Origin of the sequence: Streptomyces sp. NPDC058371 (assembly GCF_042723265.1) — a bacterium.
Lineage (GTDB): Bacteria > Actinomycetota > Actinomycetes > Streptomycetales > Streptomycetaceae > Streptomyces.
In genome coordinates this window covers 119,757-144,405 of record NZ_JBHXJC010000004.1, presented here as the reverse complement: position 1 = coordinate 144,405, position 24,649 = coordinate 119,757, and the positions used below count along the sequence as shown (strand labels likewise).

The 24,649-nt window shown below is 70.3% G+C and carries 27 protein-coding genes and 1 pseudogene; 16 read left to right on the top strand and 12 right to left on the bottom strand.

The window, feature by feature from the left end:
- Positions 1 to 354 precede the first annotated feature (354 nt).
- Both ACFWM2_RS15425 and mca read right to left on the bottom strand, forming a co-directional pair.
- A complete protein-coding gene (locus tag ACFWM2_RS15425; protein WP_383278737.1) occupies positions 355 to 633 on the bottom strand; it encodes a hypothetical protein in 279 nt (92 codons plus the stop codon).
- A complete protein-coding gene (mca, locus tag ACFWM2_RS15420) occupies positions 626 to 1,486 on the bottom strand; it encodes a mycothiol conjugate amidase Mca (protein ID WP_383279756.1) in 861 nt (286 codons plus the stop codon). Before mca ends, ACFWM2_RS15425 begins: the two co-directional genes overlap by 8 nt.
- A gap of 170 nt (positions 1,487 to 1,656) precedes the next feature.
- Here mca and ACFWM2_RS15415 point away from each other — a divergent pair, with 170 nt between their 5' ends.
- Together ACFWM2_RS15415 and greA are read left to right on the top strand one after the other, a co-directional pair.
- On the top strand, positions 1,657 to 2,055 hold the full coding sequence (locus tag ACFWM2_RS15415; RefSeq protein WP_383278734.1) for a DUF4307 domain-containing protein: 399 nt from the start codon (positions 1,657 to 1,659) through the stop codon (positions 2,053 to 2,055).
- Between the two features lie 239 nt (positions 2,056 to 2,294).
- Positions 2,295 to 2,792 (top strand): transcription elongation factor GreA, encoded by a 498-nt coding sequence (gene greA, locus ACFWM2_RS15410; protein WP_383278731.1) that lies wholly within the window; start codon positions 2,295 to 2,297, stop codon positions 2,790 to 2,792.
- A 153-nt stretch (positions 2,793 to 2,945) separates the two neighbouring features.
- Here the strand turns inward: greA and ACFWM2_RS15405 are convergent, their stop codons facing one another.
- From ACFWM2_RS15405 to ilvA, 3 genes are all read right to left on the bottom strand, one after another.
- Entirely contained in the window at positions 2,946 to 3,803 is an 858-nt protein-coding gene (locus ACFWM2_RS15405; RefSeq protein ID WP_383278728.1) for an ABC transporter permease, read from the bottom strand.
- Complete coding sequence (locus tag ACFWM2_RS15400) at positions 3,800 to 4,807, bottom strand: ATP-binding cassette domain-containing protein (protein WP_383278725.1); 1,008 nt, start codon at positions 4,805 to 4,807, stop codon at positions 3,800 to 3,802. Before ACFWM2_RS15400 ends, ACFWM2_RS15405 begins: the two co-directional genes overlap by 4 nt.
- Before the next feature lie 146 nt (positions 4,808 to 4,953).
- Positions 4,954 to 6,183, bottom strand: a complete 1,230-nt coding sequence (gene ilvA / locus ACFWM2_RS15395; RefSeq protein WP_383278722.1) for a threonine ammonia-lyase — start codon at positions 6,181 to 6,183, stop codon at positions 4,954 to 4,956.
- A gap of 164 nt (positions 6,184 to 6,347) precedes the next feature.
- Here ilvA and ACFWM2_RS15390 point away from each other — a divergent pair, with 164 nt between their 5' ends.
- The 3 genes from ACFWM2_RS15390 (at position 6,348) to ACFWM2_RS15380 (ending at position 7,801) form a co-directional block, all read left to right on the top strand.
- The gene (locus ACFWM2_RS15390) at positions 6,348 to 6,854 is read left to right on the top strand and encodes a MarR family winged helix-turn-helix transcriptional regulator (protein WP_383279753.1); all 507 of its coding nucleotides are present in this window, start codon (positions 6,348 to 6,350) and stop codon (positions 6,852 to 6,854) included.
- A gap of 210 nt (positions 6,855 to 7,064) precedes the next feature.
- Entirely contained in the window at positions 7,065 to 7,556 is a 492-nt protein-coding gene (locus ACFWM2_RS15385) for a sigma factor-like helix-turn-helix DNA-binding protein (RefSeq protein WP_383278719.1), read from the top strand.
- Positions 7,553 to 7,801 carry a hypothetical protein gene (locus ACFWM2_RS15380; protein WP_383278716.1) on the top strand — a complete coding sequence of 83 codons (249 nt, stop codon included), beginning with the start codon at positions 7,553 to 7,555 and terminating at the stop codon, positions 7,799 to 7,801. The genes ACFWM2_RS15385 and ACFWM2_RS15380 overlap by 4 nt, the downstream gene beginning before the upstream one ends.
- Positions 7,802 to 7,841: 40 nt before the next feature.
- Here the strand turns inward: ACFWM2_RS15380 and ACFWM2_RS15375 are convergent, their stop codons facing one another.
- Complete coding sequence (locus tag ACFWM2_RS15375; RefSeq protein ID WP_383278713.1) at positions 7,842 to 8,996, bottom strand: cystathionine gamma-synthase; 1,155 nt, start codon at positions 8,994 to 8,996, stop codon at positions 7,842 to 7,844.
- Between the two features lie 176 nt (positions 8,997 to 9,172).
- Here ACFWM2_RS15375 and ACFWM2_RS15370 point away from each other — a divergent pair, with 176 nt between their 5' ends.
- Entirely contained in the window at positions 9,173 to 10,291 is a 1,119-nt protein-coding gene (locus ACFWM2_RS15370; RefSeq protein ID WP_383278710.1) for a hypothetical protein, read from the top strand.
- 238 nt (positions 10,292 to 10,529) lie between these two features.
- Here ACFWM2_RS15370 and msrA read toward each other — a convergent pair whose 3' ends face one another.
- From msrA to arsM, 3 genes are all read right to left on the bottom strand, one after another.
- A complete protein-coding gene (gene msrA / locus ACFWM2_RS15365; RefSeq protein ID WP_383278707.1) occupies positions 10,530 to 11,042 on the bottom strand; it encodes a peptide-methionine (S)-S-oxide reductase MsrA in 513 nt (170 codons plus the stop codon).
- A gap of 266 nt (positions 11,043 to 11,308) precedes the next feature.
- Positions 11,309 to 12,724, bottom strand: coding sequence for a hypothetical protein (locus tag ACFWM2_RS15360; RefSeq protein WP_383278704.1), 1,416 nt, complete (start codon positions 12,722 to 12,724; stop codon positions 11,309 to 11,311).
- A gap of 328 nt (positions 12,725 to 13,052) precedes the next feature.
- The gene (arsM, locus tag ACFWM2_RS15355; protein WP_383278702.1) at positions 13,053 to 13,934 is read right to left on the bottom strand and encodes an arsenite methyltransferase; all 882 of its coding nucleotides are present in this window, start codon (positions 13,932 to 13,934) and stop codon (positions 13,053 to 13,055) included.
- A 130-nt stretch (positions 13,935 to 14,064) separates the two neighbouring features.
- Here arsM and ACFWM2_RS15350 point away from each other — a divergent pair, with 130 nt between their 5' ends.
- The 4 genes from ACFWM2_RS15350 to ACFWM2_RS15335 all read left to right on the top strand — a co-directional run bounded on the left by ACFWM2_RS15350 (position 14,065) and on the right by ACFWM2_RS15335 (position 16,084).
- A complete protein-coding gene (locus ACFWM2_RS15350) occupies positions 14,065 to 14,442 on the top strand; it encodes an ArsR/SmtB family transcription factor (protein WP_383278699.1) in 378 nt (125 codons plus the stop codon).
- A complete protein-coding gene (locus ACFWM2_RS15345; protein ID WP_383278696.1) occupies positions 14,439 to 15,179 on the top strand; it encodes an aquaporin in 741 nt (246 codons plus the stop codon). The genes ACFWM2_RS15350 and ACFWM2_RS15345 overlap by 4 nt, the downstream gene beginning before the upstream one ends.
- Before the next feature lie 26 nt (positions 15,180 to 15,205).
- Complete coding sequence (locus ACFWM2_RS15340; protein WP_383278693.1) at positions 15,206 to 15,616, top strand: arsenate reductase ArsC; 411 nt, start codon at positions 15,206 to 15,208, stop codon at positions 15,614 to 15,616.
- A gap of 159 nt (positions 15,617 to 15,775) precedes the next feature.
- Entirely contained in the window at positions 15,776 to 16,084 is a 309-nt protein-coding gene (locus tag ACFWM2_RS15335; protein ID WP_383278690.1) for a hypothetical protein, read from the top strand.
- Between the two features lie 97 nt (positions 16,085 to 16,181).
- On the opposite strand, the pseudogene ACFWM2_RS15330 reads toward ACFWM2_RS15335, so the two are convergent.
- Positions 16,182 to 16,466, bottom strand: a pseudogene (locus ACFWM2_RS15330) (DUF1905 domain-containing protein); the annotation flags it as partial.
- 261 nt (positions 16,467 to 16,727) lie between these two features.
- On the opposite strand from ACFWM2_RS15330, the gene ACFWM2_RS15325 reads away from it, so the two are divergent.
- Together ACFWM2_RS15325 and ACFWM2_RS15320 are read left to right on the top strand one after the other, a co-directional pair.
- Positions 16,728 to 17,093 carry a hypothetical protein gene (locus tag ACFWM2_RS15325; RefSeq protein WP_383278687.1) on the top strand — a complete coding sequence of 122 codons (366 nt, stop codon included), beginning with the start codon at positions 16,728 to 16,730 and terminating at the stop codon, positions 17,091 to 17,093.
- A 263-nt stretch (positions 17,094 to 17,356) separates the two neighbouring features.
- Positions 17,357 to 17,854, top strand: coding sequence for a hypothetical protein (locus tag ACFWM2_RS15320; protein ID WP_383278684.1), 498 nt, complete (start codon positions 17,357 to 17,359; stop codon positions 17,852 to 17,854).
- Positions 17,855 to 18,051: 197 nt separating this feature from the next.
- Here the strand turns inward: ACFWM2_RS15320 and ACFWM2_RS15315 are convergent, their stop codons facing one another.
- On the bottom strand, positions 18,052 to 18,897 hold the full coding sequence (locus ACFWM2_RS15315) for an MBL fold metallo-hydrolase (RefSeq protein WP_383278682.1): 846 nt from the start codon (positions 18,895 to 18,897) through the stop codon (positions 18,052 to 18,054).
- Positions 18,898 to 19,091: 194 nt separating this feature from the next.
- Between ACFWM2_RS15315 and ACFWM2_RS15310 the strand changes: the two genes are divergently transcribed.
- From ACFWM2_RS15310 to ACFWM2_RS15295, 4 genes are all read left to right on the top strand, one after another.
- Complete coding sequence (locus ACFWM2_RS15310; RefSeq protein ID WP_383278679.1) at positions 19,092 to 19,877, top strand: hypothetical protein; 786 nt, start codon at positions 19,092 to 19,094, stop codon at positions 19,875 to 19,877.
- 260 nt (positions 19,878 to 20,137) lie between these two features.
- Positions 20,138 to 21,199 (top strand): iron-siderophore ABC transporter substrate-binding protein, encoded by a 1,062-nt coding sequence (locus tag ACFWM2_RS15305; RefSeq protein WP_383278677.1) that lies wholly within the window; start codon positions 20,138 to 20,140, stop codon positions 21,197 to 21,199.
- A 107-nt stretch (positions 21,200 to 21,306) separates the two neighbouring features.
- Positions 21,307 to 22,275 (top strand): FecCD family ABC transporter permease, encoded by a 969-nt coding sequence (locus tag ACFWM2_RS15300; protein ID WP_383279750.1) that lies wholly within the window; start codon positions 21,307 to 21,309, stop codon positions 22,273 to 22,275.
- A gap of 248 nt (positions 22,276 to 22,523) precedes the next feature.
- On the top strand, positions 22,524 to 23,537 hold the full coding sequence (locus ACFWM2_RS15295; protein ID WP_383278675.1) for a FecCD family ABC transporter permease: 1,014 nt from the start codon (positions 22,524 to 22,526) through the stop codon (positions 23,535 to 23,537).
- Between the two features lie 39 nt (positions 23,538 to 23,576).
- Here the strand turns inward: ACFWM2_RS15295 and ACFWM2_RS15290 are convergent, their stop codons facing one another.
- The gene (locus ACFWM2_RS15290; protein WP_383278672.1) at positions 23,577 to 24,617 is read right to left on the bottom strand and encodes an NAD(P)-dependent alcohol dehydrogenase; all 1,041 of its coding nucleotides are present in this window, start codon (positions 24,615 to 24,617) and stop codon (positions 23,577 to 23,579) included.
- Between the last annotated feature and the right edge of the window lie 32 nt (positions 24,618 to 24,649).

Sequence of the window (24,649 nt, the reverse complement as noted above, 5' to 3'; positions counted from 1 at the left end):
GGCGGGCTCTCTTCCCGCCGCGACGGCGCCGGCCCGGCCATCACTGCCGTACCCCGGCGCCGAGGGGAGGGGTGTTCTTCCTGCTGCGAAAGCGCCGGGCTCAGGGGGCGTCGTCCGGCGGTGCCACCACACCGCACCCCGGCGAAGCCGAAAGCTCGCGCACCTCCGCGAAGCCGAAGGCTCGCGCACCGCGACGGAGCCGGACGCGACGGCGCACCCCGGTGAAGCCGACAGCCTTCGCACCGTAAGGGCGAGCGGACGCGACGGCGCACCAACCGCCCCAGCGCGAGGTCACCACAGCGGACCGCGGCCGCCCCGGCCGAAGCGGGGCAGGCGCAGCCGAGGGAGCCGGACTCAGCCCTGCTGAGGCTTGGGCGTGGGCTTCGGACCGCCGGAGGTCTTCTCCGCGGTCCCGTTGCCGGAGGCCCCCGCACCGTTCTCCGAATCCACGTCGAAGTCGACCTTCCGCATGTGCCGGTTCATCGACTTCATCAGGCCCCACACCGCCAGAGCCATCACCGCGAAGACGATGAAACCGAGGACGCCGGGGGTGACCTTGTTCTCGTCGACCTCCTTGGCGAGAGGGACGAGGTGTGTCATTGCCAGGCTTGCGCTTGCGCTCATGTCAGGCATTGTCGCGGATGCCCGCAAAGAGGTCGTCCTCGGGGAGGGAGGTATCGACGAGGGACTGCACGAGCTCGTACTCCTCGGTGGGCCAGACCGCCTTCTGGATCTCCATCGGGACCTTGAACCAGCCGCCGTCGGGGTCGATCTGTGTGGCGTGCGCGATCAGCGCCTTGTCACGGATCTCGAAGAACTCCGCGCACGGAATGTGCGTGGTCAGCGTGCGCTCGGTGCGCTCGAACTCCGACCAGCGCTTCAGCCAGTCCCCGTACGGCGACTCCAGGCCCCGGTCGAGCAGCGCATGGTGCAGCGCCTCGGTGCGCGGGCGGTTGAAGCCCTGGTTGTAGTAGAGCTTCTGCGGCTGGTACGCCGGGCCGAACTCCGACTCCGGGTACTTCTCGGTGTCCGCCGCACCCTCGAACGCCACCATCGAGATCTTGTGGGTCATGATGTGGTCGGGGTGCGGATAACCGCCGTTCTCGTCGTAGGTGGTGATCACCTGCGGACGGAACGAGCGGATCTGCTTCACCAGCTCACCGGCCGCCTTGTCGACGTCCTCCAGGGCGAAGCAGCCGTCCGGGAGCGGCGGCAGCGGGTCGCCCTCCGGAAGTCCGGAGTCCACGAAGCCGAGCCACTCCTGCTTGATGCCGAGGATCTCGCGGGCCTCGTCCATCTCCTTCTTGCGCACCTCGTGGATGTGCTCCTCGATGTACTTGTCACCCTGCAGCTTCGGGTTGAGGATGGAGCCGCGCTCCCCACCCGTGCAGGTCACGACCAGCACGTCCACCCCCTCGGACACGTACTTCGCCATGGTGGCCGCGCCCTTGCTCGACTCGTCGTCGGGGTGGGCGTGCACGGCCATCAGTCGCAGCTGGTCAGTCAAGACTCAATCCTCAGTAAGTCGGCGCCCGGTGTGAATCGGCGCGATCGGCGGCTTCTATAGTGACCGAATCGGGGGGCGAATAATTCCGGGGCCGGGTCCCGGGAGCCCCTTCCGGGACCTCTGTTCCGGCCCCTTGCGAGAGGACGATCATGAGTACGGCGAGCACGCAGCTGCCCGAGGGCCGGTACGGCCCCTCCGCGGACGAGCGCGCCGACCGCAAGCTCAAGGTCATCGGCGGCGTGCTGGGCGTGGCCCTGCTCGTGCTCGTCGGCTGGTTCGCGTACTACTACGTCGGCGGGAACAAGATCAGCGCGGAAGTGATCACCTTCAGCGCTTCGGACAGCGCCGTGAAGGTGCACCTCGAAGTGCGCAAGGACACGGACGCGAGCGGCTACTGCACCCTGCGCTCGCAGAGCGCCGACGGTGGCGAGGTCGGCCGCGCGGACTTCCGCTTCGATCAGCACTCCTCCCGCATCGACAAGGTCGTCACCCTGCGCACGACCGCGCGGGGCACCACGGCGGAGCTGCTCGGCTGTCACGCGGACTGATCGCCAGGGCTTCTGGGGCTGCTGTGGCTCCCGGGGTCCGACCGCACCGCACGCGAAGCGACGCGGCCCGGTCTCACTCTTAACACTTGGGCGCTGACCTGCATTGACGTAATTCTGATGGCTTATGTCCTCCCCCTTGAGCCGCGGAATTGTTAGGCTCGTGGTTTCGCCCACCCGAGAAGGAACATTCTTCTGGGTAGGGCGATGCTTTGTATTCCCAGTACCTACGAGGAGCACCTGTGACCCAGACCAGCGAGAACGTCACCTGGCTGACCCAGGAGGCGTACAACCAGCTGAAGGCCGAGCTGGAGCACCTGTCTGGTCCTGCGCGCACGGAGATCGCCGCCAAGATCGCGGCTGCGCGCGAGGAGGGGGACCTGCGCGAGAACGGCGGGTACCACGCGGCCAAGGAGGAGCAGGGCAAGCAGGAGCTCCGCGTGCGCCAGCTGACCCAGCTCCTGGAGAACGCCAAGGTGGGCGAGGCCCCGGCCGCGGACGGCGTGGTCGCGCCCGGCATGGTCGTGACCATCGCCTTCGACGGCGACGAGGACGACACCCTGACGTTCCTGCTCGCCTCTCGCGAGTACGCGAGCGCGGACATCGAGACCTACTCGCCGCAGTCCCCGCTGGGCTCCGGCGCGAACGGCAAGAAGATCGGCGAGGACGCCCAGTACGAGCTGCCGAACGGCAAGCTCGCCTCGGTGAAGATCCTCAAGGCCGTGCCCTACCAGGGCTGAGCCTCGCTCCGTCCTTGGCGAGCCCCCGGCGCGTGGCGCCGGGGGCTTCGTCATGTCCGGACGACCGGATGATGCCCGGGGCACCGCCGCGGAGTGCGGACTGACGGGCCGGACAGGTCAATCGGGTCAGGCGGATCAGGCGGATCAGGCAGGTCAGGCCGCGGCGGAGCGGTACTTGCGGACCGCCAGGGTGCGGAAGATCAGCACGATCACCACCGAGTAGATCAGCGAGGCCCACACCGGGTGCTGCATCGGCCAGGCATCGGACGGGGACAGGCCGGGGTCGCCAAAGAGCTTGCGGCACGCTTGCACGGTCGCGCTGAACGGGTTCCACTCGGCGATGTGGCGCAGCCAGGGCGTCATCTTGCTGGAGTCCACGAAGGCGTTCGAGATGAACGTCACCGGGAAGAGCCAGATCAGTCCACCGGAGGTGGCCGCCTCAGGCGTGCGCACGGACAGACCGATCAGCGCGCCGATCCACGTGAACGCGTATCCCAGAAAGAGCAGCAGCCCGAAACCGCCCAGGATCTTCCCGAAGTTGGTCGGGTCCACCGAGCCGGGGCGCCAACCCACGATCAGCGCGACGATCGCGAGGACGAGCAGCGTCAAGGCCGTCTGCACGAGATCCGCAACGGTACGACCGGTGAGGACCGCGCCACGCGCCATGGGCAGCGAGCGGAAGCGGTCGATGAGCCCCTTGTGCATGTCGTCGGCGATGCCCGCGCCGGAACTGGCGGTGGCGAACGTGACGGTCTGCGCGAAGATGCCCGCCATCAGGAAGTTCTTGTAGACGTCCAGATCGCTGCTGTCGCCGATCTGCATGGAACCGCCGAACACGTATGTGAACAGCACCACGAACATGATGGGCTGGATGAGCCCGAACAGGATCATTTCGGGAATCCTGGTCATCCGAATCAGGTTCCGTCGGGCGATGACCAGGGAGTCGCGCACGGACTGGCCGAGGACGCCCTTGCGAACCGCCACCGGGGCGGCGTCTGTCGCGGCACTCACTTCGCGGTCTCCTTCTTCGTCCGGCTGTTCTTGCCTTCCGCCGTGCCGTTGTCCTCGTCCTTCACCTCGGCGACGTGTCCCGTCAGCGAGAGGAAGACGTCGTCGAGGGTCGGCCGGCGCAGGCCGATGTCGTCGATCTCGATGCCACGGGTGTCCAGCTCACGGATGACCTCCGCGAGAAGCTTGGCGCCGCCGGTCACCGGGACGGTGAGCTTGCGGGTGTGCTCCTCGACCGTGGTCTCGCCCTTGCCGAAGCCGCGCAGCACCTCGGAGGCGGTCACGATGTGCTCGCGCTCGTGCACGACGACCTCGACGCGCTCGCCGCCGGTGCGTGCCTTGAGCTGGTCGGAGGTGCCGCGGGCGATGACGCGGCCGTGGTCCACGACGCAGATGTCGTGCGCGAGGTGGTCGGCCTCCTCCAGATACTGGGTGGTCAGCAGCAGCGTCGTACCGCCGGAGACGAGCTGTTTGATGACCTCCCACAGCTGCTGCCGGTTGCGCGGGTCGAGGCCGGTCGTCGGCTCGTCCATGAACATGACCGGCGGGGACACGACGAGCGCGGCCGCCAGGTCGAGCCGGCGGCGCATACCGCCGGAGTACGTCTTCGCGGGGCGGTCGGCGGCGTCCGCGAGGTGGAACTGCTCCAGGAGCTCGCCCGCCCGCACCTTCGCGGCCTTCGCCCGCATCTGGTAGAGCTGGCCGACCATCTGGAGGTTCTCCCGGCCCGTCAGCAGCTCGTCGACCGCCGCGAACTGGCCGGACAGGCCGACGGAGCGCCGGACCGCGTCGGGGTGCTTCAGTACGTCGATGCCCGCGACGATCATCTTGCCGCTGTCGGGCCGCAGCAGGGTCGTCAGACAGCGGACCGCGGTGGTCTTACCCGCGCCGTTCGGCCCGAGGAGGCCCAGCACGGTGCCTTCCGGGACATCGAGATCGACGCCGTCCAGAGCCCTTACGTCACCGAAGGTCTTCACCAGGCCTTCGGCATAGATGGCGCCTGGCATATGAGTCTCCACGTCGTTGAGGATTCTTGAAAAGCCTAGGTTTGTGCCGTTCGCATCGCCCAGTGAGGAGCGTGAAACACACTGTAACGCGATGTATCGCGTCTCTCAATGGATTTTTCCCATGACCGACAACAAGGTCGTTGACCTCAGTCGATGACGGTGTAGCCCGCCTCGCGCAGCGCCCGGTTGACCTCGGCGCAGTGCTCGGGGCCCTTCATCTCCAGATGCAGCTCGACCTCCACCTCGGTGAGCCCCAGCCGCGGATCGGTCCGCACGTGGCTCACATCGAGGACGTTAGCGTCGGCCACTGACAACACCCCGAGAAGTGTCGCCAGGGCGCCGGGCCGGTCGGTCAGCCGCAGCGTGACCGCCAGATAGCGGCCCGCCGCCGCCATGCCGTGGCGCAGGATGCGCTGCATCAGCAGGGGGTCCACATTGCCGCCGGACAGCACCGCCACGACCGGCCCCTCGAAGGCGCCCGGCTCGCTCAGCAGGGCCGCGACGGGGCTCGCGCCGGCCGGCTCGACGACGAGCTTGGCCCGCTCCAGGCAGAGCAGGAGCGCGCTGGAGAGATGGTTCTCCTCGACCGTGACGACGTCGTCCACCAGGTTCTGGACGATCCGGAACGGGACGTCCCCCGGCCGCCCGACCTTGATGCCGTCGGCCATCGTCGCCGGCTTCTCGACCGCCAGCGGGCGCCCGGCCGCGAGCGAGGGCGGGTACGCCGCGGCGCCCGCCGCCTGCACGCCGACGATCCGCACGTCCCGGCGCAGCGCCTTCACCGCGGTGGCGACGCCCGCCACCAGGCCGCCCCCGCCGATCCCGACGACGATCGTGCGCACCTCGGGGCACTGCTCCAGGATCTCCAGGCCGACCGTGCCCTGACCGGCGATGATGTCCGGGTGGTCGAACGGGTGGATGAACACCGCGCCCGTCTCGGCCGCGTACTCCTGGGCGGCGGCCAGCGTCTCGTCGACGACCTGTCCGTGCAGCCGCACCTCGGCGCCGTAGTCGCGGGTCGCCGCGACCTTCGGCAGCGGTGCGCCGGTGGGCATGAACACCGTGGAGCGGACGCCGAGCAGCGAGGAGGCCAGGGCGACGCCCTGCGCGTGATTGCCCGCGCTCGCGGCGACGACACCGGCGGCGCGCTCCTCGGGAAGCAGTCCCGCGATCCGCACATACGCGCCGCGCAGCTTGAAGGAACCCGTCCGCTGGAGGTTCTCGCATTTGAGGTGCACCGGCGCGCCGACCAGCTGGGACAGATGCCTGCTGCCCTCCATGGCGGTCACCCGCGCCACGCCCGAGAGCATCTTCTGGGCACCCCGTACGTCGTCCAGGGTGACCGTCGGCAAGGAGTCAGCCGTGCTGTAGCTCATGACCACCAGTCTCGCAGTTCACAGCGCGCCCCTCCTGGTGTGACCACGGGGCGAGACTGGTTTGCACAGCAGCGGTACGACCCGCGCCCCGGCCGCGTACCCTGTCCCCCAACCCAGCACCCTCCGCATGAATTGAGCCCCCGGCCATGCCCACAACACCTGAAATGTCGATGGACATGACGACCCTCGGTGACACCGGTCTCCTCGACACGCTGCAGCACGAGGTGGCGGTGTTCGCCCGCCGTGCCGAACAGACCCGGCTCGGTGGGGTGGGCCAGGTGCGCAACTCCATGGACCGTGCCGCGTACCTGCTGCTCAACCGCCTCGACAAGGAAGGCCCGATGGGCGTCAAGGCGCTGGCGGCGAGCATGGGGATCGACTCCTCGACGGTCACCCGGCAGGTGGCACCGCTCGTCGACACCGGCCTCGTCAAGCGCACCTCCCACCCGGAGGACGGGCGGGCCGTGGTGCTCCAGCTCTCCCCGCGCGGGATGTCGCGCCTGGAGGAAGTGCGTTCGTCGAGGCGTCAGTTGATGGCCGAGCTGACCCACGACTGGGCGCCCGAGGAGCGCGACGCGTTCTGCACGCTCCTCACGCGCTTCAACGGCGCGCTCTCCGCCCGCCAGGCCGCGCAGGGGCTCCCGGTGGCGGAGCCGCAGCAGGAGTCCTGACCCGCCGGGCGTCGCGTCACGCGCGCGTGCATGTGCGCCGGGCTCTTGACCGGAAGCCCAGGCCTGGCCTCATATGAGATCGGGCCCTTGTCGTACGCGGTCTGACCTGTCGTACGCGGCCGGGGTTCCGCGTTTCCCACAAGTCCCTCAGGTCTCACAAGTCCCTCAGTTCCCCCAGGACCCGCAGGGTCGTCCTCAGGCGGAGGCGTGGTGCGAGAACGGCGTGCACTGCAGAGTGCCCGCCGGGCCCGGGAGTTCGAGACGTTCGTCGCGGGCGCGGCAGGGCGGCTGCTGCATGCCGCCACGCTGCTCACGGCGGAGCTCCCGGAGGCCAACCCGCGCGCGCGGCGCCTGCTGACGCTGGCCCTCGCCCACACGTACGCCCGCTGGGACCGGCTGCGCGGCGAGGACCCCTACGATCGGGCCCGTCAGGAGCTGGCGGTCCGCTTCGCGCGCACGGCCTGGCACCAGTACGGCGGCCTCGGCCGGGCCCGCCCCGGTGGCGTACTGGCGGGGCTCACGCCCCAGGAGCGGCTGATCCTGGTGCTGCGGTTGTACGAGGGCGTCGCCGAGGAGCAGACGGCGGCCCTGCTCGGCCTCCCGCGCGAACGCGTACGGACGATCTGCGCCCGCGCGATGGCCACCCTGCTGCACCCGCCGCGCGGACCGGCGCCCGCGCTGGCGAAGGTGGCGCCGTCGTGAACCTGCCCGAGCGGGAGTCGGCCGTACGGCGAATGCTGGAGCGGACGCCGCCGCAGGTGCCGGCCGACCTGTACGCCGACGTCGTACGCCGCGGTGGACGCATGCTGCGCCGCCGGACGGCGGCCCGGCGGCTGATGTGGCTGCTGCTGTTCGCGGCGGCCGTCGCGTTCATCGTGTGGGCCACGATGGCGCGGCCCTGGGTGGAGCCGCCGTCGGACACGACTCCACCCCTCACCGGCTGGTGAGCGCCGGTTCGTCCCCGGCGCTCCGCCCTTTCCGGCCTGTCTAGCCGAGGGCCTGCTGGAGGTCCTGGAGCAGGTCGTCGATGTTCTCGATGCCCACGGAGAGGCGTACGAGATCGGCGGGGACCTCGAGGGCCGAGCCGGCCACGGAGGCGTGGGTCATCCGCCCCGGGTGCTCGATCAGGGACTCGACGCCGCCCAGGGACTCGCCCAGCGTGAACACCTTGGCGCGGTTGCAGACCTCGACGGCCGCCTCCTCGCCGCCCGCCACACGGAAGGAGACCATGCCGCCGAAGGACTTCATCTGCTTCGCGGCGACCTCGTGGCCGGGGTGCTCCGGGAGGCCCGGGTACAGCACGCTCGTCACGCGCGCGTGCCGGGTGAGCATGTCGGCGACCTTGGTGGCGTTCTCACCGTGGCGGTCCATGCGCACGGAGAGCGTCTTGGTGCCGCGCAGCACCAGCCAGGAGTCGAAGGGGCCGCTGACCGCGCCCATCGCGTTCTGGTGGTAGGCCAGCTCCTCGCCCAGGCCCTGGTCGCTGACGACCAGCGCGCCGCCCACGACGTCCGAGTGGCCGCCCATGTACTTGGTCAGCGAGTGCACGACGATGTCCGCGCCGAGCGCCAGCGGCTGCTGGAGATAGGGGGTGGCGAAGGTGTTGTCCACGACGAGCCGGGCGCCCGCGTCGCGCGCGATCTGCGCGACCGCGGCGATGTCGGTGATGCCGAGGAGCGGGTTGGACGGCGTCTCCACCCAGATCGCCTTGGTCTTCGGGGTGAGGGCGGCCTGTACGGCGGCGGGGTCGCTGGTGTCGGCGACCGACCACTCCACGCCCCAGCGGGAGACGACCTTCGCGAAGAGGCGGAAGGTGCCGCCGTACGCGTCATTGGGGATGACCACGTGATCGCCAGGACTGAGCAGCGTACGCAACAGGCAGTCCTCGGCAGCCAGTCCGGACGCGAACGCGAGGCCGCGGCTGCCGCCCTCCAGGGCGGCGAGGTTCTCTTCGAGGGCGGTCCTGGTCGGGTTGGCGCTGCGGCTGTACTCGTATCCGCCGCGCAGCCCGCCGACGCCGTCCTGCTTGTAGGTCGAGACCTGGTAGATCGGCGGGACGACCGCGCCGGTGAGGGGATCGGCGGTGTTTCCCGCGTGGATCGCCAGGGTCTCGAAGTGCTGACTGAAGTGCCTGTCGCTCATGGGAACCGAGGGTAGTGCGCTCGCGCGGTGGATGACGGCACGCACCCCCCGCGAGGCGTCCGGACGGCGACCGCGAGGCCGCTCAGGGCCCGCCGCAAAAGCCTTCGGGGTCTGCCGGGAAAGGCCGTCGCCGACCGGGTTGGCCAAGTGTCCGACCCGTCTGGTTCGCTTGAGGCATGGAGATTCTCTGGGTCCTGATCGCGCTGGCCATGTTCACCATGGTTCTGCTGCCAGTCCTCAGGCGCAGGCACGCCGGAATTCAGCAGGTCGCCCCCGGTGACCCGGACGCCGCGGACCCGGCGAACTACGGCTTCGCACGGCAGGAGGAGCTGGACATCCGGATGCCCGGCCCGGACGGCGACCTGCTCGACGTGCTGGACCTGGTGCAGCGCACCCAGGACTACCGCGCCGCGTCACAGCTCCTCGCGGGCACGGACACGGACGGCGAGCTGCGCTGGCAGCGGGTGCAGGCCTTCGCCGGCGCGGCGTCCCTGGAGCTGCGGCAGCGCCCCGGCGGGGTCAGCGAGACGCCGGGCGGGCAGTGGCTGCGGGTGTGGCGGGCCGAGGCCCCGAAGGACGCGGGCGGCTCGGCGGTGCACGCGGAGTTCCTGGTGCAGCAGGCGTGGCGTACGGCGACGCCGGGCACGGACGAGTTCCGGATCATCATGGAGGAGGCGCGGGCGGCGTGCGGCGACGCGGCGCTGCTGGCCCCCGGTGACCCGGTTCCGTACATCATCGAGCTCTCCGTGGCCCGCGGACTGACGTACTCGCAGGCGGAGTTCGAGAAGCTCTGGCTGAAGATCCTGGACCGCGCGCCCGCCCATATGGGCGCCCATCTCGCCGCCCTGCACTACTGGTGCGAGAAGTGGCACGGCTCGCGGGCGCTGGCGTACGCCTTCGCGGAGGCGGCGGCGGCCCGGGCGCCCCAGGGGTCACTGCTGGCCGCGATGCCGCTGTTCGCGGTCTTCGAGCACCTGCCCGAGGTGAATCTGGTCAGCGGGTTCTACCAGAGCGAGGTCGTGACGAAGGCGGTGCACGGCGCACTCTTCGCGGTGCACGCGGCCCGCCCGGACGACCCGATGCTGGCCCACGTCCGCCACCTGCTGGTGTTCTTCCTGGTCCGCGGGGAGCGCTGGGCGGAGGCGATGAACCAGTTGGTCCACATCGACGGACACGTCGGGGCCCTGCCCTGGACCCTGACGTCCGACCCGGCCGCGGACTACGCGGTCTATCGCGCCCTCGCGGTGGCGGGGTACGAGGCGAATGGGGGGAGTCCGGCCACGTTGTCGCACTGAGTGCGGTGTCGCGGAGCCGGGGTTTTCCCGCGCGAGACGGCCCGGCCGCGGAGCCTCGGCCCGGTGGGCCTCCGCTCTCCGGCGGGCCGTCTCGTGTGGCCGGCCTGCGCCCTGCGCAGGGACGTCTCGCCCGGTCAGCCTGCGCATTGCGCCGGGACGTCTCGCGTGGCCTGCCCCCGCTCTCCGGCGGGCCGTCTAGCCCGGTCAGCCTGCGCCCTGGCCAGGACGTCTCGCCCGGTCAGCCCGCCGTGCGGGTGGGCAGCCGCCAGCCGGGGCGCGGGAAGTGGCAGGTGTAGCCGTCCGGGTAACGCTCCAGGTAATCCTGGTGCTCGGGCTCGGCCTCCCAGAAGGGGCCGACCGGCTCCACCTCGGTGACGACCTTGCCCGGCCACAGTCCGGAGGCGTCCACATCCGCGATCGTGTCCTCGGCGATCCGCTTCTGCTCGTCATCCACGTAGTAGATCGCCGAGCGGTAGCTGAGGCCGATGTCGTTGCCCTGACGGTTCTTGGTGCTCGGGTCGTGGACCTGGAAGAAGAACTCCAGGATCGCGCGGAAGTCGGTCCGCTCAGGGTCGAAAAGGATCTCGATGGCCTCCGCGTGCGTGCCATGGTTACGGTACGTCGCGTTCTGCACATCGCCCCCGGTGTAACCGACCCGGGTCGCCGTCACACCCGGAAGCCGGCGGATCAGGTCCTGCATCCCCCAGAAGCATCCGCCCGCCAGCACGGCCCTCTGCGTCTGCGCAGCCATCGCGGCCCTCCAATATCTGTCAGCTGTCTGTCAGCTCGGTCACTCGGGCTGCTCGGCTCGCACACCGCCGGCATCCCCTCCCACCCCCTCAACGCGCGAGGGTGCCGAGCGATTCCGTGCCCGTTCAATCGGCCGAGCGGCCGGCCGCCGTGAGGAGTGCACCGGCCGGTGCCTCCCCCATGGCGGCGCCCTGTTCCGGGGAGCCCGGCGGCTCACGGCGGGGTCCAAAGGCACCAGGCGACCCCGACGCCTCTGATCTGTCGGCGTCAGCGAGGGATGCCTGCGTCATCCAGGTATTGGTGCATGACTTCCGCCGGAAGGCTCGGGTTGCCGAGGGCGCGGGAGGAGGTCTCCGGATTCCCACAGCTTTCGTGGATGAGATCGACCGGCAGTGCGGGGTGCGCGGCTGCCATGGCACGTACACGACCGTCGGGGTCGGAAAGCAGCCGGACCACAGCTTCGACGGGTGCTTCGGAGTCCAGCGCCACCAGCTGTCGTTTCTCTGGATCCGGGTCGTCGGCGAAGCGTTGTCCGTTGCCCGCGCGCGGAAAGTTGGGGTGGGCCTGCAGACCGCCCTTGGTGATGACCTTGCAGTCCAGATACGTCTGCAGCACCACCTCGCCGTCGACGGTCGGCTGGTTCTCGCACAGCAGGAGTCGTACGGGGTAGTCGTCGTCCTTCGAGAGCAGGTCGACGGCGTCGGCAGGCAGGTGCCGGCTGTAGGCGGCGCTGCGCCGCAGCAGAGTGTTGGCCGACTTGGCGCATTGGCGCAGGACATCGGGATCGGCGCAGAGGCGAACCCATTCGACGGGATGGAGCCGGTCGGACGGGCTGATGGTGACGTCAATGGCGGCGCGTTCGGTCTCCGTCAGCTCGGGCCGTACCGATACCGCCAGCCTGACCCGGTGCGCGTCGTCGTTCGCCAGCGTCCGGACGATGTCGATGGGAACGTTGAGGTTGGCCGCCAGCTCCCGCCGGACCTCCTCTTCGGTGCTTGCGGCGAGCCGTTCGGCGGTCGCCCTGCTCATGGCGCCGGAACGGATCACTTGCCACCTGACGAGGCCGGCAATTCCTGCGTCGAGAAGAAGGTCCGTACAACCCGCGTCATCGCGGCAGGCCTCGATCATCGCCGCCTGGCGGACCGTGTCATCGGCGTCTCGGAGCAGACGGCTTCGGGTGTCCTCGGACAGCAGGGTCCACTCGCGGCAGGCTGCCTGTCGGAAGTCCGCATCCTGATGGTCGGCGAGCCCGGCGACCAGGCTCGGAGCCGTGTCATTGCAGAAGGCCGCGTTCCGGCGGACCTTCGGGTCCGGATCGGCGAGCAGGCGCTGCTGAGTGGACAGGGGCAGTGGTGGCGTGGGGATGCGGAACCAGTCGGGTCCGATGGCCAGGCCAAGGCGGACGTGGGTATCGGGATCGTCCACGAGCCTGGCGCGTTGTTCCGCCGGCACCGCGATGTTCTCCGTGAGCATGCTCCGAAGCCTGCCGTCGGGATGCGCCACGATGGCGTCGACCACCTCGTCCGGCAGAGCACGCCAGGCCATCGTGTCCCAGGCCGCGATGGCCTCCTCGTACAGCAGCCTGGTCAGGACATCGGCCGGCGCCGCAGGATTGCGCGCGATCGCGGTGAGAGTCGCGCGGTGACCGCAATCTCCACACACGGTGGACCCCCTGTTCGCCAACAGCCCTCGTGGGCCCGCAGATTGTGCGCATGCCAGGTGTACAAGGTCAACATCAGTGATCGGCCCACCCGCCGTCCGCGAGGGCCGTTTCTCCGCCGTGCGGAAGCGAGACAGGATGACGTGGACCATCAAGCAGCGCTGACAGACCATTGCCCATCACCGACGTCGAACCCCGGAGGGCGCGCGGACGGGCCCTGCCATGCTGCCCGACAGCCGGCACACGCTCGCTCGGGCGGGCGTTTCTTGCCCGATTGGCGTGGTCGGCTTCGGGCGTCGGCTGAGTCGCGCGCCTGCGCTCGCGGCGCGGGCGACCAGGGAGCTGTCCGGGTCAGGTCTGACAGCCGCAGCCGGACGCGGTGTGCGCGGCTGTGACGGGGACGCCGGACTCGGCCGGCGTGCAGCAGGCGGTGCCGCCGCAGCATGCATCGGCCGATCCGGTCGCCTGGGATGACTGCGTCCCGGTACGGGGCTTGGTGGCGCGGACGATGGCGGAGTGCATGCCGTCGGCCACGGGGTGCGTGGGCGTGATCTCCACGTTGACGAAGCCGGCCGCCTCAAGGCCCGCGCGGTACTCCGTGAAGGAGAGGGCGCCCGCGATGCAGCCGACGTGGTCCCCGCGCTCGGCGCGCTGGGCGGGGGTGAGGGTGTCGTCGGCGACCACGTCCGAGACGCCGACGCGGCCGCCGGGCACCAGGACACGGTAGGTCTCGGCGAACACCGCCGCCTTGTCGGTCGACAGGTTGATCACGCAGTTGGAGATCACCACGTCGATGGTGTTCGCGGGGAGCGGGACGGCCTCGATGGTGCCCTTGAGGAACTCGACATTCGTCGCGCTCGCCTTCTTCGCGTTGGCCAGGGCGAGTTCGAGCATCTCCTCTGTCATGTCGAGGCCGTACGCCTTGCCCGTGGGCCCGACACGGCGGGCGGAGAGCAGGACGTCGATGCCGCCGCCGGAGCCGAGGTCGAGGACGCGTTCGCCTTCGTGGAGATCGGCCACGGCGGTCGGGTTGCCGCAGCCCAGTGAGGCGGCGACGGCCTCGGCGGGCAGGGCGTCGCGCTCGTCGGCCGCGTAGAGGGTGGAGCCGAAGTTCTCGTCGACCTCGACCGGCTGCGGGCCGCAACACGCGGTGCCGCCCTCGGTCACCATCACGGCCGCGGCGGCGTACCGCCGGCGGACGGTCTCGCGCAGTTCACCGGCCTGTTCACTCATGACTCACTCCTTACGACGGGGCATGACAGGCCACGACAAGAACGGCGGGGCAGGACGGGCCCGGAACGACTGTATTGACGTTCATTGATGCAACCTTGCGCCCTGGATCGAAAGACGTCAACATAGAGGCATGTCGAAACAGGAGCTCGAGGTGATCGGCCAGGGGGCGGACGGTGCCTGCTGTCAGGGGCTGGCCACCGCCCCGCTGACCGAGGACCGGGCCGTCGAACTGGCGAAGGTGTTCAAGGCGCTGGGCGATCCGGTCCGGCTCAGGCTGCTCTCGATGATCGCCTCGCGGGAGGGCGGCGAGGTGTGCGTGTGTGAGCTGACACCCGCCTTCGAGCTGTCGCAGCCGACGATCTCCCACCATCTCAAGCTGCTCCGGCAGGCCGGGCTCGTCGACTGCGAACGTCGTGGGACCTGGGTCTACTACTGGGTGCTGCCCGGCGTACTGGACCGGCTGGGCGCGCTCCTCACCACCCCCGAGTCCGTCGGGGCGACCGCGTGAGCGCTTCGCTCGGACGGCGTGCCCTGGCCGAACTGGTGGGAACGGCCGGGTTGGTCGCGGTGGTGGTCGGATCCGGTGTCCAGGCGACGGAGCTGTCCCGGGACGTCGGCGTGCAGTTGCTCGCGAACTCGCTCGCCACCGTCCTCGGCCTGGCCGTGCTGATCACGCTGCTCGGGCCGGTCTCCGGGGCCCACTTCAACCCGGCCGTCACGCTGGCCGCCTGGTTCACGGGGCGGAAGAGCGGCGACGGGACGACCGCACGCGATGTGGCCGCGTACGTCCCTGCGCAGGTCGTCGGCGCAATCGGCGGTGCGGTGCTGGCCGACGCGATGTTCGCCGAACCGCTGGTGAAGTGGTCCACGCACGACCGGTCCGCCGGCCACCTGTGGCTGGGCGAGACCGTGGCGACCGCCGGGCTCGTCCTGCTGGTCTTCGGCCTGGCCCGGACCGGTCGCGCCCACCTCGCGTCAGCCGCGGTGGCGTCCTACATCGGGGCCGCGTACTGGTTCACGTCCTCCACGTCGTTCGCGAACCCGGCGGTGACGGTCGGCCGGGCCTTCAGCGACACGTTCGCGGGCATCGCTCCCGCCTCCGTCGGCCCGTTCGTGGCCGCGCAACTGGTCGGTGCGGCAGTCGGTCTGGGCCTGCTGGCGGCGGTGTTCGGCCGGCCGGCGCCCGCTGCGACGGACGTGGTCGTCCCTCACGGTGAGACCGAACTGGTCCCGTCCGCTTCCTGAGCCCCTCCCCGGAGAAGACACCTGCAATGACCACTTCCGCCCCGCGCCCGTCCGTGCTGTTCGTCTGCGTCCACAACGCCGGGCGGTCCCAGATGGCCGCCGCGTTCCTCACCCACCTCGCGGGCGACCGGGTCGAAGTCCGCTCGGCGGGCTCCGCCCCCGCTGAAACGGTCAACGGCGCGGTCGTCGACGCGATGAAGGAAGTCGGCATCGACATCTCCGCCGAGACTCCGAAGGTGCTGACCCTGGAAGCGGTGCAGGCATCCGACGTCGTCATCACCATGGGGTGCGGCGACACGTGCCCGGTCTTCCCCGGCAAGCGGTACCTCGACTGGCAGCTCGACGACCCGGCCGGTCAGGGCGTCGACGCGGTTCGGCCGATCCGGGACGAGATCGAGCGCCGCATCCGCGGCCTGGTGACGGAGCTGACCGACTGAACGAACGGCCCCTCTTGCGGCGCCGTTGCTCGTCCTCCCCAGCCTTCGAGGCGTGACCATCGACGCGACAGTTGGTCATGCCGACCGCACGACGCTTCCCTTCGAGCGAGCTCACCGGAACGAACGGCACCGCGAGGCAGCTGCGTGAAAGGGTGCGGCATGATCCACTACTTGCGATTCTTCTTCGAGGCCGGAGTGGTCACTCCGTTGTGGCCGGAGGACATGGACAGCCCGTACGGGTATCCCATCGATCTGGAACGCCTGCCGATCACCCGGGCTACGCGGGCCGAGTTGGCGAGGCTCAGCGAGCGGTACCAGTCGTCGATCGACTGGGAGTACCCACCGGATCCGTCCCCGTGGTCCGACGAGGAATGGCAGTTGTTCAAGCAGCAGGCGCACGCCGCGCTCGAAGCTCTGCGCAACGAGTTGGGTGAGGGCTGGAAAGTCCAGGACGAAAGCCTGCTGTGAGAGACGCTGCGGCCGCCCGAGCGGGGCGTTCCCTTCCGCGTGGATTCGACAGCGAAGAGGAGTGTCCGACACCCGCGGCACTCACCGCTCGGCCCTGGAGGCGGACGGAGATCTCCACGGCGACGTCGTCCCCTGCCGAGATGCCCTGCCGCTTGCGTACCGCGGCCTTGAGCGGCAGCAGGTAGTGGCCGTCCTTGGGGAAGAGCGACGTCTCGAAGACGACTTCGCCGATCCGTGCCTCGACCGGGATCACCCCCCAGCCGTACGAAGCCATCGCGGCCACCTCGCGAATGTCGGCGGACTGCTCATTCGGCACAGGGACGAAGTAGTACGGCGACGGCCCGCGCCATTCGATCACCTGGCCCGCGAAGACGAGCTCCACCGTGTCGGTCTCCTTCCGCACGTACGGCCAAGTCGCACTCGGCATACCTACCGTGCCACCGCTCCTCGTTGAGAGCGACCAGCAGGCGCCCGCGGACGGGAGAAGGCATCCCCCCTCGCCCGGCCGGCCGCGGCCCGCGAGCTGCTCGGCCGGCCTGTCACTGCTGCGATCCCTGACGTGGATCACCAAGGCTCGTTCACAGCCTCATCCGTGGTCGTAAGATCTCCCGCTGGTGGTCGACACAGCCTGCGGGGGGCGAACATGGAGAGACCGGACGACCGCATCGCATCCCTCCTGCGTTTCGCCGCGGAACTCGTCGCCTGGGTGGCGACTCCCTGGGCCTTGTCCAAGTACTCATGGCTGCTTGCCGTCTTGGCGGTGGTGGTACTGGTCAGCCTCCCGACCGTCTTCTCCACTCCGGGAGACAAGGCGCAGGTGATCATCCCCGTCTCGGGTGCGGTCACGATCCTGCTCGTGCTGCTCCAGCTCACTGCTGCCGCGATGGCCGCATGGTTGGCATGGCCCGTCTATGCGGCAGTCCTCGTGTCTCTCCTCGTGGCCGCCACCCTCGTCACGGAACGTCGACGATGGCAGTGGCTGCTCTCCACCGACCGGCACACCGGCTGAGCTGCGGAGGGGTGGCACCGAAGTGCGTCAGCCCTCCGGGCGGGCCCTCCACTTCCCGGCCGCTCCCTACCCTTCACCCTTCGGTGAAGTAGGTGTACGGCGCCACCGGGATTCCTTCGGAGACCGCGCGTTCGCCGTCCTCGCCGGCTTCCGATCGAGGTCGCGCGCCCATGCGGCTGCCGATCCAAGAGGCTGCCGGCCAGTGGTAGGACTGGGTGACTTTGGTTGTAGAGCCATGTCTTGTTGGTGCTGAGGAGGCGGTCATGTTCGACGAGGCCAGCGAGAACGAGCTCCTGCTCGCCGCGATGATGCAACTGGGTGCGAAGGGCGGCTCGATAGGAGCTGCCGCTGGAGGGGCGGCCACCGGAATACACGGTTTGGGCAGAGCAGGGGCACGGGGCGGTGCTCGTGGAGCCGCGCGAGGCTTCAAATGGACAAAGAAGGACGTCAGTACCACTCTTGTCGAGTTGTCCGGAACGGTGACGGCGGTCTCCCAGCTGGTCTACACGACTCTGGCCGACACAGGGAATCTGCTGGGCGCGGAGGCCCGGGACAACGGGGGCATCGCCGTACGAGCGATGGTCGGTGTAGGGATTGGGGGCCTGAACCCCACCGTTGTGACCGCAGTTGTGGCCGCAGGTCCCGAAGGTGTGGCGGTGGTGGAGCTCCGCGCCGCAGGTCGTGAAGGGCTCATCAAACAGCACCCCGCCGAAAAGGCTCTGTCCAAAATCACCACTCAGCTCAAAGCGGCTTCGCAGTAACGACGGCCGCACGGACCCAGCCCAGCGCGCGCCCCCCGTGCGCCCGGCGGCTTCACGCCACGTGACGTGGCGATCTTCACGGGCGAAGCCGAACACTTCTCCCGCCCTTCCTACCGAACGGCGTTGGTCTACTCCGGTCTCGACGAGTGGGGGCTCCATGGGCAAGCCGTAATCCAAGGCACCCATGGATACGGCTCCTACGACCCGTCCCCCAGCGCGAAGCGCAGGTACCGCTCTGCGGAGCGTCGCACCGCCGCCTCCCCGTCGGCCACGACCACTCGTCCCCAGAAGGCTCCGTAGATGCGTTCGAAGCTGAACGGTTCGACCAGTTCGAGTGCGCGGCGGATGGTGCTCGGCCGTTCCGGAATGAAGTTGGGAATGCTGTACATGAAGCTGACCCAGCGCCGGTCCATGACCACCAGGAAGATGTCGCCGCTGAACAACGCACCGCGCCCCTCCGGGTCGGCGTCCCAGTGCAGCACGGTGCCACCGGCGAAGTGCGTGCCCGCATTGATCAGCGTCATGCCCGGCGCGATCTCGTGGGTGTCGCCGGTCCAGTACTCGATGGTCGGATCGGGCCGCCCGACCCAGGCACGGTCAGCGGCGTGGACGTACACCGGAACGTCGAAGGCCCGGCCCCACTCGGTCATCGCGCCGTAGAAGTGCGGATGGCTGACGCCGATCGCTCGGATCCCGCCCAGTTTCTCGATTTCGACGGCGAGATCGTCATCGAAATAGCCCACGCAGTCCCACAACACGTTGCCGGAAGGTGAGCGGATCAACAGGGCGCGCTGGCCAACGGCCACGGATGGCTCCACACCGACCCCGAGCACGCCGGGGCCTTCCTCCTCCAGCCGGCCTCGCCTGCCTTGGGCGCGCAACTCGGCCAGGCTGGTCCACTGTTGGCCGTCCCAGCCGACGTACTGCCGCTCGTCCAGGCAGATCGGGCAATCGGAGCGCGGGGCCCCGTACTGCACACCACAGGTACAGCAGATGGGAAGCTGATTACCGGTTACGGATGCGATCGACTCCGAGGACGACACGAGAGTCCTCCCTCCCTGTGAATTCCGCCGAATCCCACTACTTGACCATGCTCGCAGCTATTGCCCCAGCTCAGCGACGGCACGCAAAGGCGACCGTGTGCGAACGCGAGGCGTTAACGCCTCGCGTTCGCTCGACCGGTGTTGTTAGCGTGCGGAGCCGTCATGGGGCGGCTGGGCAGTGAGGGGGAAGCGCGATGGGCAGGGCGTTCTTGATCGGGGGCGGGTGGGCCGAGGAGGCCGCCGAGGTCGTCTACGGGCCGTTCGTCCGGGCGGCCGGTGAGCGGGGCGTCGTCGGATGCCTCGTGCTGGACGAGGGTGAAGGGCACGGGGCGGAGCAGTTCGCGCGGTACGAGGGCGTGTTGAAACGGGTCGGCGACTGCGTGCCGGTGCCACTGAACGTGCCCCTCGGGGGGAAGTTCGACATCGCCGAGTTGGAGCGGGTCGACGCGCTGCTGGTGTGCGGTGGGCTGACTCCCGCCTACCAGGACGCGCTCAGTGGCGTGCTCGACGAGGTGCCCCAGGTGCTCCGCGAACGCGGGATCCCGTACGCCGGCTTCTCGGCCGGGGCCGCCCTCGCCGCACGTCGGGCCGTCGTCGGGGGCTGGCTCAGCGACGGGGTTCCCGTCTGCCCCGAGGACACCGGGGAGGACCTGGAAGAGATCGACGTACGGGCGGGCCTGGGGCTCGTGCCGTTCGGTGTGGACGTCCATGCCGCGCAGTGGGGGACGCTGGCCCGCCTGATCGAGGCCGTCGCGCGCGGCCGGGTTCCGTACGGCGTGGCCCTCGACGAGAACACGCTCCTCGACGTGGAGTTGGGCGAGAGCGGGGACGGCAGCGCGGCCGCGGCCCATGGGGAAGTGCGGGTCTCGGGGCTCGGACGCGCGCACGTCGTACGGCCGGACACGTCGGGCGCGAAGGGCGACGGTGGTGTTCTCGTACGGTCCTACCGCGCCGGCGAAGCCTTCAGCGCCGCCCTCTGACGCACTCTGATGCACTCCTAGGGAACACGCCCACGGCCGCGTACTTCCGAGAACGGCGGTGCCCGTGCACCACCCGTCGGGTATCGCCGTTCCGGAGAGATCGTGATGATCCGCGCGCCGGACGGTCGTCGGTCGTACGGGTCGGACCGCGCCTGCACCCCCGGGCATACAGGTCGGACCGCGCATGCACCCCCCGAGTCCCGGCCACCGAACCGACCGTTTAAGGTAAGGCTTACCTTAGTCAAGCGGTCGGAGTGCTCGTGCGTACGTTGCGATGGAAGGCCTTCCTGGCCGGCGTGCTGGTCACCGGCGTGCTGGCCGGCTGTTCGGGGGCCGGTGGAAGTGGCGGCGGTACGGGCAAGGGCGCCGACGGCTCGCGCAATCTCGTCGCCGGGGCCTCCGCAGGGCCGTCCGTCGCGCCCAGCGCCGTGGCCGACGGCATGGGCGCGGGCGACGCGACGGACGGGCAATTCCCGCGCACCGTCGGGCACTTCGAGGGGAAGACCCGGCTCGCCACCCGGCCCACCCGGATCGCCGCGCTCAGCACCGGCCAGCTGGACGATCTGCTCTCGCTCGGCATCGTGCCGACGGCCACCACCCGCGCCGACAACGCCGGGCTCGTACCGGAGTATCTGCGCGACGCCTTCCCCCAGCACAAGAAGCGGCTGGCCGCGATGACCGACGTGGGGACGCGGACCGCGCCCAATCTGGAGACGCTGGCCGCCGCCCGTCCGGACCTGATCCTGGTCAACGACTCGCTCGGGGAGCTCTACCCGAAGCTCTCGAAGATCGCGCCCACCGTCGTCACAGCGGGCAACGGCATCAACTGGAAGCGGGATCTGCTGCTCGTGGGCGCCGCGGTCGGCAAGGCCGGGCAGGCCCAGCAGGCGCTGGACGACATCGCGGACGACGCCGCCGACGGCGGCAGGGGGCTGGGCGGCACGTCGGTGTCGATGGTGCGCTTCACTCCCGACCGCACGCGGATGTTCGGGGTGTCCTCGTTCACCGGGTCGATCGCCGCGGACATGGGGCTCGGGCGGCCCAAGTCGCAGCGGTTCCGGGCGATTTCGCAGGACATCGGGGCGGAGAGCATCGATGTGGCCGACGGGGACTGGATCTTCTACTCGGTGCAGGGAGACGCGTCGCGGACGGACGCGGGCAGTGTGCTGGCCGGGCCGTTGTGGAAGTCGATGAAGGCGGTCGGGGCCGGCCACGCGGTGAAGGTCGACGACGACCCCTGGTACCTCAACGCGGGACCGACCGCCGCCCGCCTCGTCGTACGACAGCTCTCGACGGACATCGCCGGGCACCGCGCCAAGTGACCGCCCCCACCGGGGAGTCGGCCGGGCGACACACGGGGCTCGGCGGACGTACGCGGGCCCCCGCCCCCGAAGGCCGCGGAACCCGCCGTACCAAGTCCGCCGCCTGGCTGCTCGCCGCCCTCGTCCTGACCCTCGTCGCCGTCGGGCTCAGCCTCTGCGTCGGCACCCGGCCCGTGCCGCTGTCGGCCGTCGTCGACGCCCTGGTGCACGGCGGGAGTTCGCCGGACGCGCTGGTCGTACGGTCGTTGCGGGTGCCGCGGACGGCGGTCGGGGTGACGGCGGGGGCCGCACTCGGGCTGGCCGGGGCCGCGCTGCAGGCCGTCAGCCGCAATCCGCTGGCCGATCCCGGCATCCTCGGACTGAGCCAGGGCGCGGCCGCCGGGGTGGTCGTCGCCATCTCCCTGGGCCTCGCGAACGGCTTCGGCGGGTACGTCTGGTACGCGTTCGCCGGGGCCGTCGCCGCCGCGTGTGCCGTGTACGCGATCGCCTCGCGCGGGCGGGGCGGCGCCTCACCGGTGAAACTGGCGCTGGCCGGGACCGCCCTGTCGGCGATGACGGCCGGGGCCACCACCGTGGTGCTGACGTCGAGTTCGGCCACGCTGGACCAGTTCCGCTTCTGGCAGGTGGGGGCGCTCAGCGGACGGGACGCCGGGACGGTCGGGCGGATGCTGCCGTTCCTCGCGGCCGGTGCGCTGCTGGTGCTGGCCTGCGCGCGCGGCCTCGACGCCCTCGCCCTCGGCGACGACACGGCGCGGGCGCTGGGGCACCGGGTCCGTGCCGTACGGGCGTGTGCGGCGCTCGGCGCGACGGTGCTCACCGCGGCCGCGGTCGCCGCCGCGGGGCCGATCGCCTTCGTCGGTCTCGCCGTTCCGCACCTTGCCCGGCGCCTCGTCTCCGGCGGCCATCGGTGGGTTCTGCCGCTCTCCGCGCTGCTCGGCGCCGGGCTGCTGCCCGCGGCGGACGTGGCGGGCCGGGTGGTCCGGGCACCGGCGGAGGTACCGGCCGGGGTGATGACGGCCCTCGTGGGCGTGCCCGTACTGATCGCTCTCGTACGGCGAAAGGACGTGGGAGCGTGAAGAACGCGCCCCGCACTGGTGCGGCGAAAACCGCACCAGCACACGCCCGAACGGCAGAAGCACCCGCGACCGAGAACGACGCGGCACACCCCGGCACGGCGAAAACCACGCGGCCACACGCTCGTACGGCAGAAGCACCTGAGGTCGAGAACGACGCGGTCCACCCCGGTGCGGCGAGAGTCACGTCGGCGTGGTCGGTCGATGCCGGCGGAGGGACGGGGCGCCGCGCCCGGCCTCCCGCCACCGCCGTGCTCCGTCCCCTCCCCGGCGTCTCGCTGCTCCTGCACCGCCGCTCGGCCCTCGTGGTCGGGGTGCTGTTCGTGCTGCTCTTCGGGGTGATGCTCGGGTCGGCGTGTGCCGGTCGGACGTACGTCCCGCCGGGCGAGGTGTGGCAGGTGCTGCGCGGGCAGCGGACAGCGTACGACCTCGTCGTGGGTGAGCTGCGGGTGCCGCGCATCGTGCTCGGTGCGGCGGTCGGCGTCGCGCTCGGGCTCGCCGGGGCGCTGGTGCAGAGCGTGACGCGGAATCCGCTGGCCAGCCCGGATGTCATCGGTGTCGGGCACGGTGCCGCCGCCGCGACGGTGCTGGCGCTCGCCACGGGCGTGGCCGCGTCGCCCGGCGCGCTCCCGGCGGTCGCCGTCGCCGGCGGCCTCGCGGCCGCCGCGCTCGTGTATGTGCTGGCCTGGCGGCACGGGATGCAGCCGAGCCGGTTCGTCCTGACGGGAGTCGGGATCGGGGTCGCGCTCTCCGCCGTCGTACAGCTGTATCTGACCGAGACCGAACTGGCCGCCGCGGAGCAGCTCAAGCTGTGGCTGACCGGCAGCCTCAACGGGCGTGGCTGGGCGCAGGCGGCACCACTCGGCTGGGTGCTGGCCCTGTCCCTGCCCGCCCTGGTGTGGGCGAGCAGGGCCCTGCGGCCACTCGGTCTGGACGCCGACACGGCCGCGGCGCTCGGGGTACGTGTGCACCGTGACCGGCTCGGCCTCACGGCCCTCGGCGTGGTGCTCGCGGCGACCGCGACCGGCGCCGCGGGTCCGATCGGCTTCGTCGCGCTGACCGCCCCGCAGCTGGCCCGCCGTCTCACCCGCACCCCGCAACTGCCGCTGGCGGCCTCGGCGTTGACCGGCGCGATCGTGGTGGTCGCCGCCGATCTCGCGGCCCGCACCCTGCTGCCGCCCCTGGAGATCCCGGTCGGGGCGCTCACGTCCCTGGTGGGAGGGCCGTATCTGCTGTGGCTGCTGGGGCGGTCGGGCCGCGGCTGAGGACGGCCGACCCCGCTGTCCGGGGTCGGCTCACGCCGTTCAGATCGTCGCGCTGTCGATCACGAAGCGGTAGCGGACGTCACTCGCCAGCACCCGCTCGTACGCCTCGTTGATCTCGGATGCGCTGATCAGTTCGATCTCGGCGCCGAGGCCGTGCTCGGCGCAGAAGTCGAGCATCTCCTGGGTCTCCTGGATGCCGCCGATGCCCGAGCCGGACAGGGACTTGCGGCCCATGATCACGGAGAACAGGTTGAGCGAGATCGGCTCCTCGGGTGCGCCGACGTTCACCAGCGCGCCGTCCGTCTTCAGCAGGGAGAGGAACGCGCCGAAGTCCAGCGGGGCGGACACCGTCGACAGGATGATGTCGAACGTGCCGGCCAGCTCCTCGAAGGTCTTCGGGTCGCTGGTCGCGTAGTAGTGGTCGGCGCCCATCTTGAGGCCGTCGTCCTGCTTGCGCAGGGACTGCGAGAGCACGGTCACCTCGGCGCCGAGGGCGTGCGCGATCTTGACGCCCATGTGACCGAGACCGCCCATGCCGAGGACGGCGACCTTCTTGCCGGGGCCGGCGTTCCAGTGCTTGAGCGGGGAGTACGTGGTGATGCCGGCGCAGAGCAGCGGTGCGGCCTCGTCCAGGGCGAGTCCGTCGGGGATGCGCACCGTGTAGTTCTCGTCGACGATGACGTGCGTGGAGTAGCCGCCGTAGGTGGGCCTGCCGTCCTTGCCGATGCCGTTGTACGTCGGGACGTTGCCCTTGGAGCAGTACTGCTCCAGGCCGGCCTTGCAGTTCTCGCACTCGCGGCAGGAGTCGACCATGCAGCCGACGCCCACGCGGTCGCCGACCGCGAACTTGGTGACACCGGAGCCGGCCTCGGTGACCACACCGGCGATCTCGTGGCCCGGGACCATCGGGAAGATGGCCTCGCCCCAGCCCTCGCGGGCCTGATGGATGTCCGAGTGACAGATTCCGGCGAACTTGATCTCGATCAGGACGTCGTGCGCACCGACCGGGCGGCGCTCGATGGTGGTGCGCTCCAGCGGAGCCTTGGCGGCGGGGGCGGCGTAAGCAGCGAAAGTGGTCATGCCGGGGTTCTCCTCGGGAGGGGTTCCGTACC

Bases quoted from the DNA above. Each gene is read 5' to 3' on its own strand.
- ACFWM2_RS15425 (WP_383278737.1), bottom strand. From the start codon at position 633: ATGCCTGACATGAGCGCAAGCGCAAGCCTGGCAATGACACACCTCGTC.
- mca (WP_383279756.1), bottom strand. From the start codon at position 1,486: ATGGCCGTGCACGCCCACCCCGACGACGAGTCGAGCAAGGGCGCGGCC.
- ACFWM2_RS15415 (WP_383278734.1), top strand. From the start codon at position 1,657: ATGAGTACGGCGAGCACGCAGCTGCCCGAGGGCCGGTACGGCCCCTCC.
- ACFWM2_RS15400 (WP_383278725.1), bottom strand. From the start codon at position 4,807: ATGCCAGGCGCCATCTATGCCGAAGGCCTGGTGAAGACCTTCGGTGAC.
- ilvA (WP_383278722.1), bottom strand. From the start codon at position 6,183: ATGAGCTACAGCACGGCTGACTCCTTGCCGACGGTCACCCTGGACGAC.
- ACFWM2_RS15390 (WP_383279753.1), top strand. From the start codon at position 6,348: ATGTCGATGGACATGACGACCCTCGGTGACACCGGTCTCCTCGACACG.
- ACFWM2_RS15375 (WP_383278713.1), bottom strand. From the start codon at position 8,996: ATGAGCGACAGGCACTTCAGTCAGCACTTCGAGACCCTGGCGATCCAC.
- ACFWM2_RS15370 (WP_383278710.1), top strand. From the start codon at position 9,173: ATGGAGATTCTCTGGGTCCTGATCGCGCTGGCCATGTTCACCATGGTT.
- msrA (WP_383278707.1), bottom strand. From the start codon at position 11,042: ATGGCTGCGCAGACGCAGAGGGCCGTGCTGGCGGGCGGATGCTTCTGG.
- arsM (WP_383278702.1), bottom strand. From the start codon at position 13,934: ATGAGTGAACAGGCCGGTGAACTGCGCGAGACCGTCCGCCGGCGGTAC.
- ACFWM2_RS15350 (WP_383278699.1), top strand. From the start codon at position 14,065: ATGTCGAAACAGGAGCTCGAGGTGATCGGCCAGGGGGCGGACGGTGCC.
- ACFWM2_RS15340 (WP_383278693.1), top strand. From the start codon at position 15,206: ATGACCACTTCCGCCCCGCGCCCGTCCGTGCTGTTCGTCTGCGTCCAC.
- ACFWM2_RS15335 (WP_383278690.1), top strand. From the start codon at position 15,776: ATGATCCACTACTTGCGATTCTTCTTCGAGGCCGGAGTGGTCACTCCG.
- ACFWM2_RS15325 (WP_383278687.1), top strand. From the start codon at position 16,728: ATGGAGAGACCGGACGACCGCATCGCATCCCTCCTGCGTTTCGCCGCG.
- ACFWM2_RS15320 (WP_383278684.1), top strand. From the start codon at position 17,357: ATGTTCGACGAGGCCAGCGAGAACGAGCTCCTGCTCGCCGCGATGATG.
- ACFWM2_RS15310 (WP_383278679.1), top strand. From the start codon at position 19,092: ATGGGCAGGGCGTTCTTGATCGGGGGCGGGTGGGCCGAGGAGGCCGCC.
- ACFWM2_RS15290 (WP_383278672.1), bottom strand. From the start codon at position 24,617: ATGACCACTTTCGCTGCTTACGCCGCCCCCGCCGCCAAGGCTCCGCTG.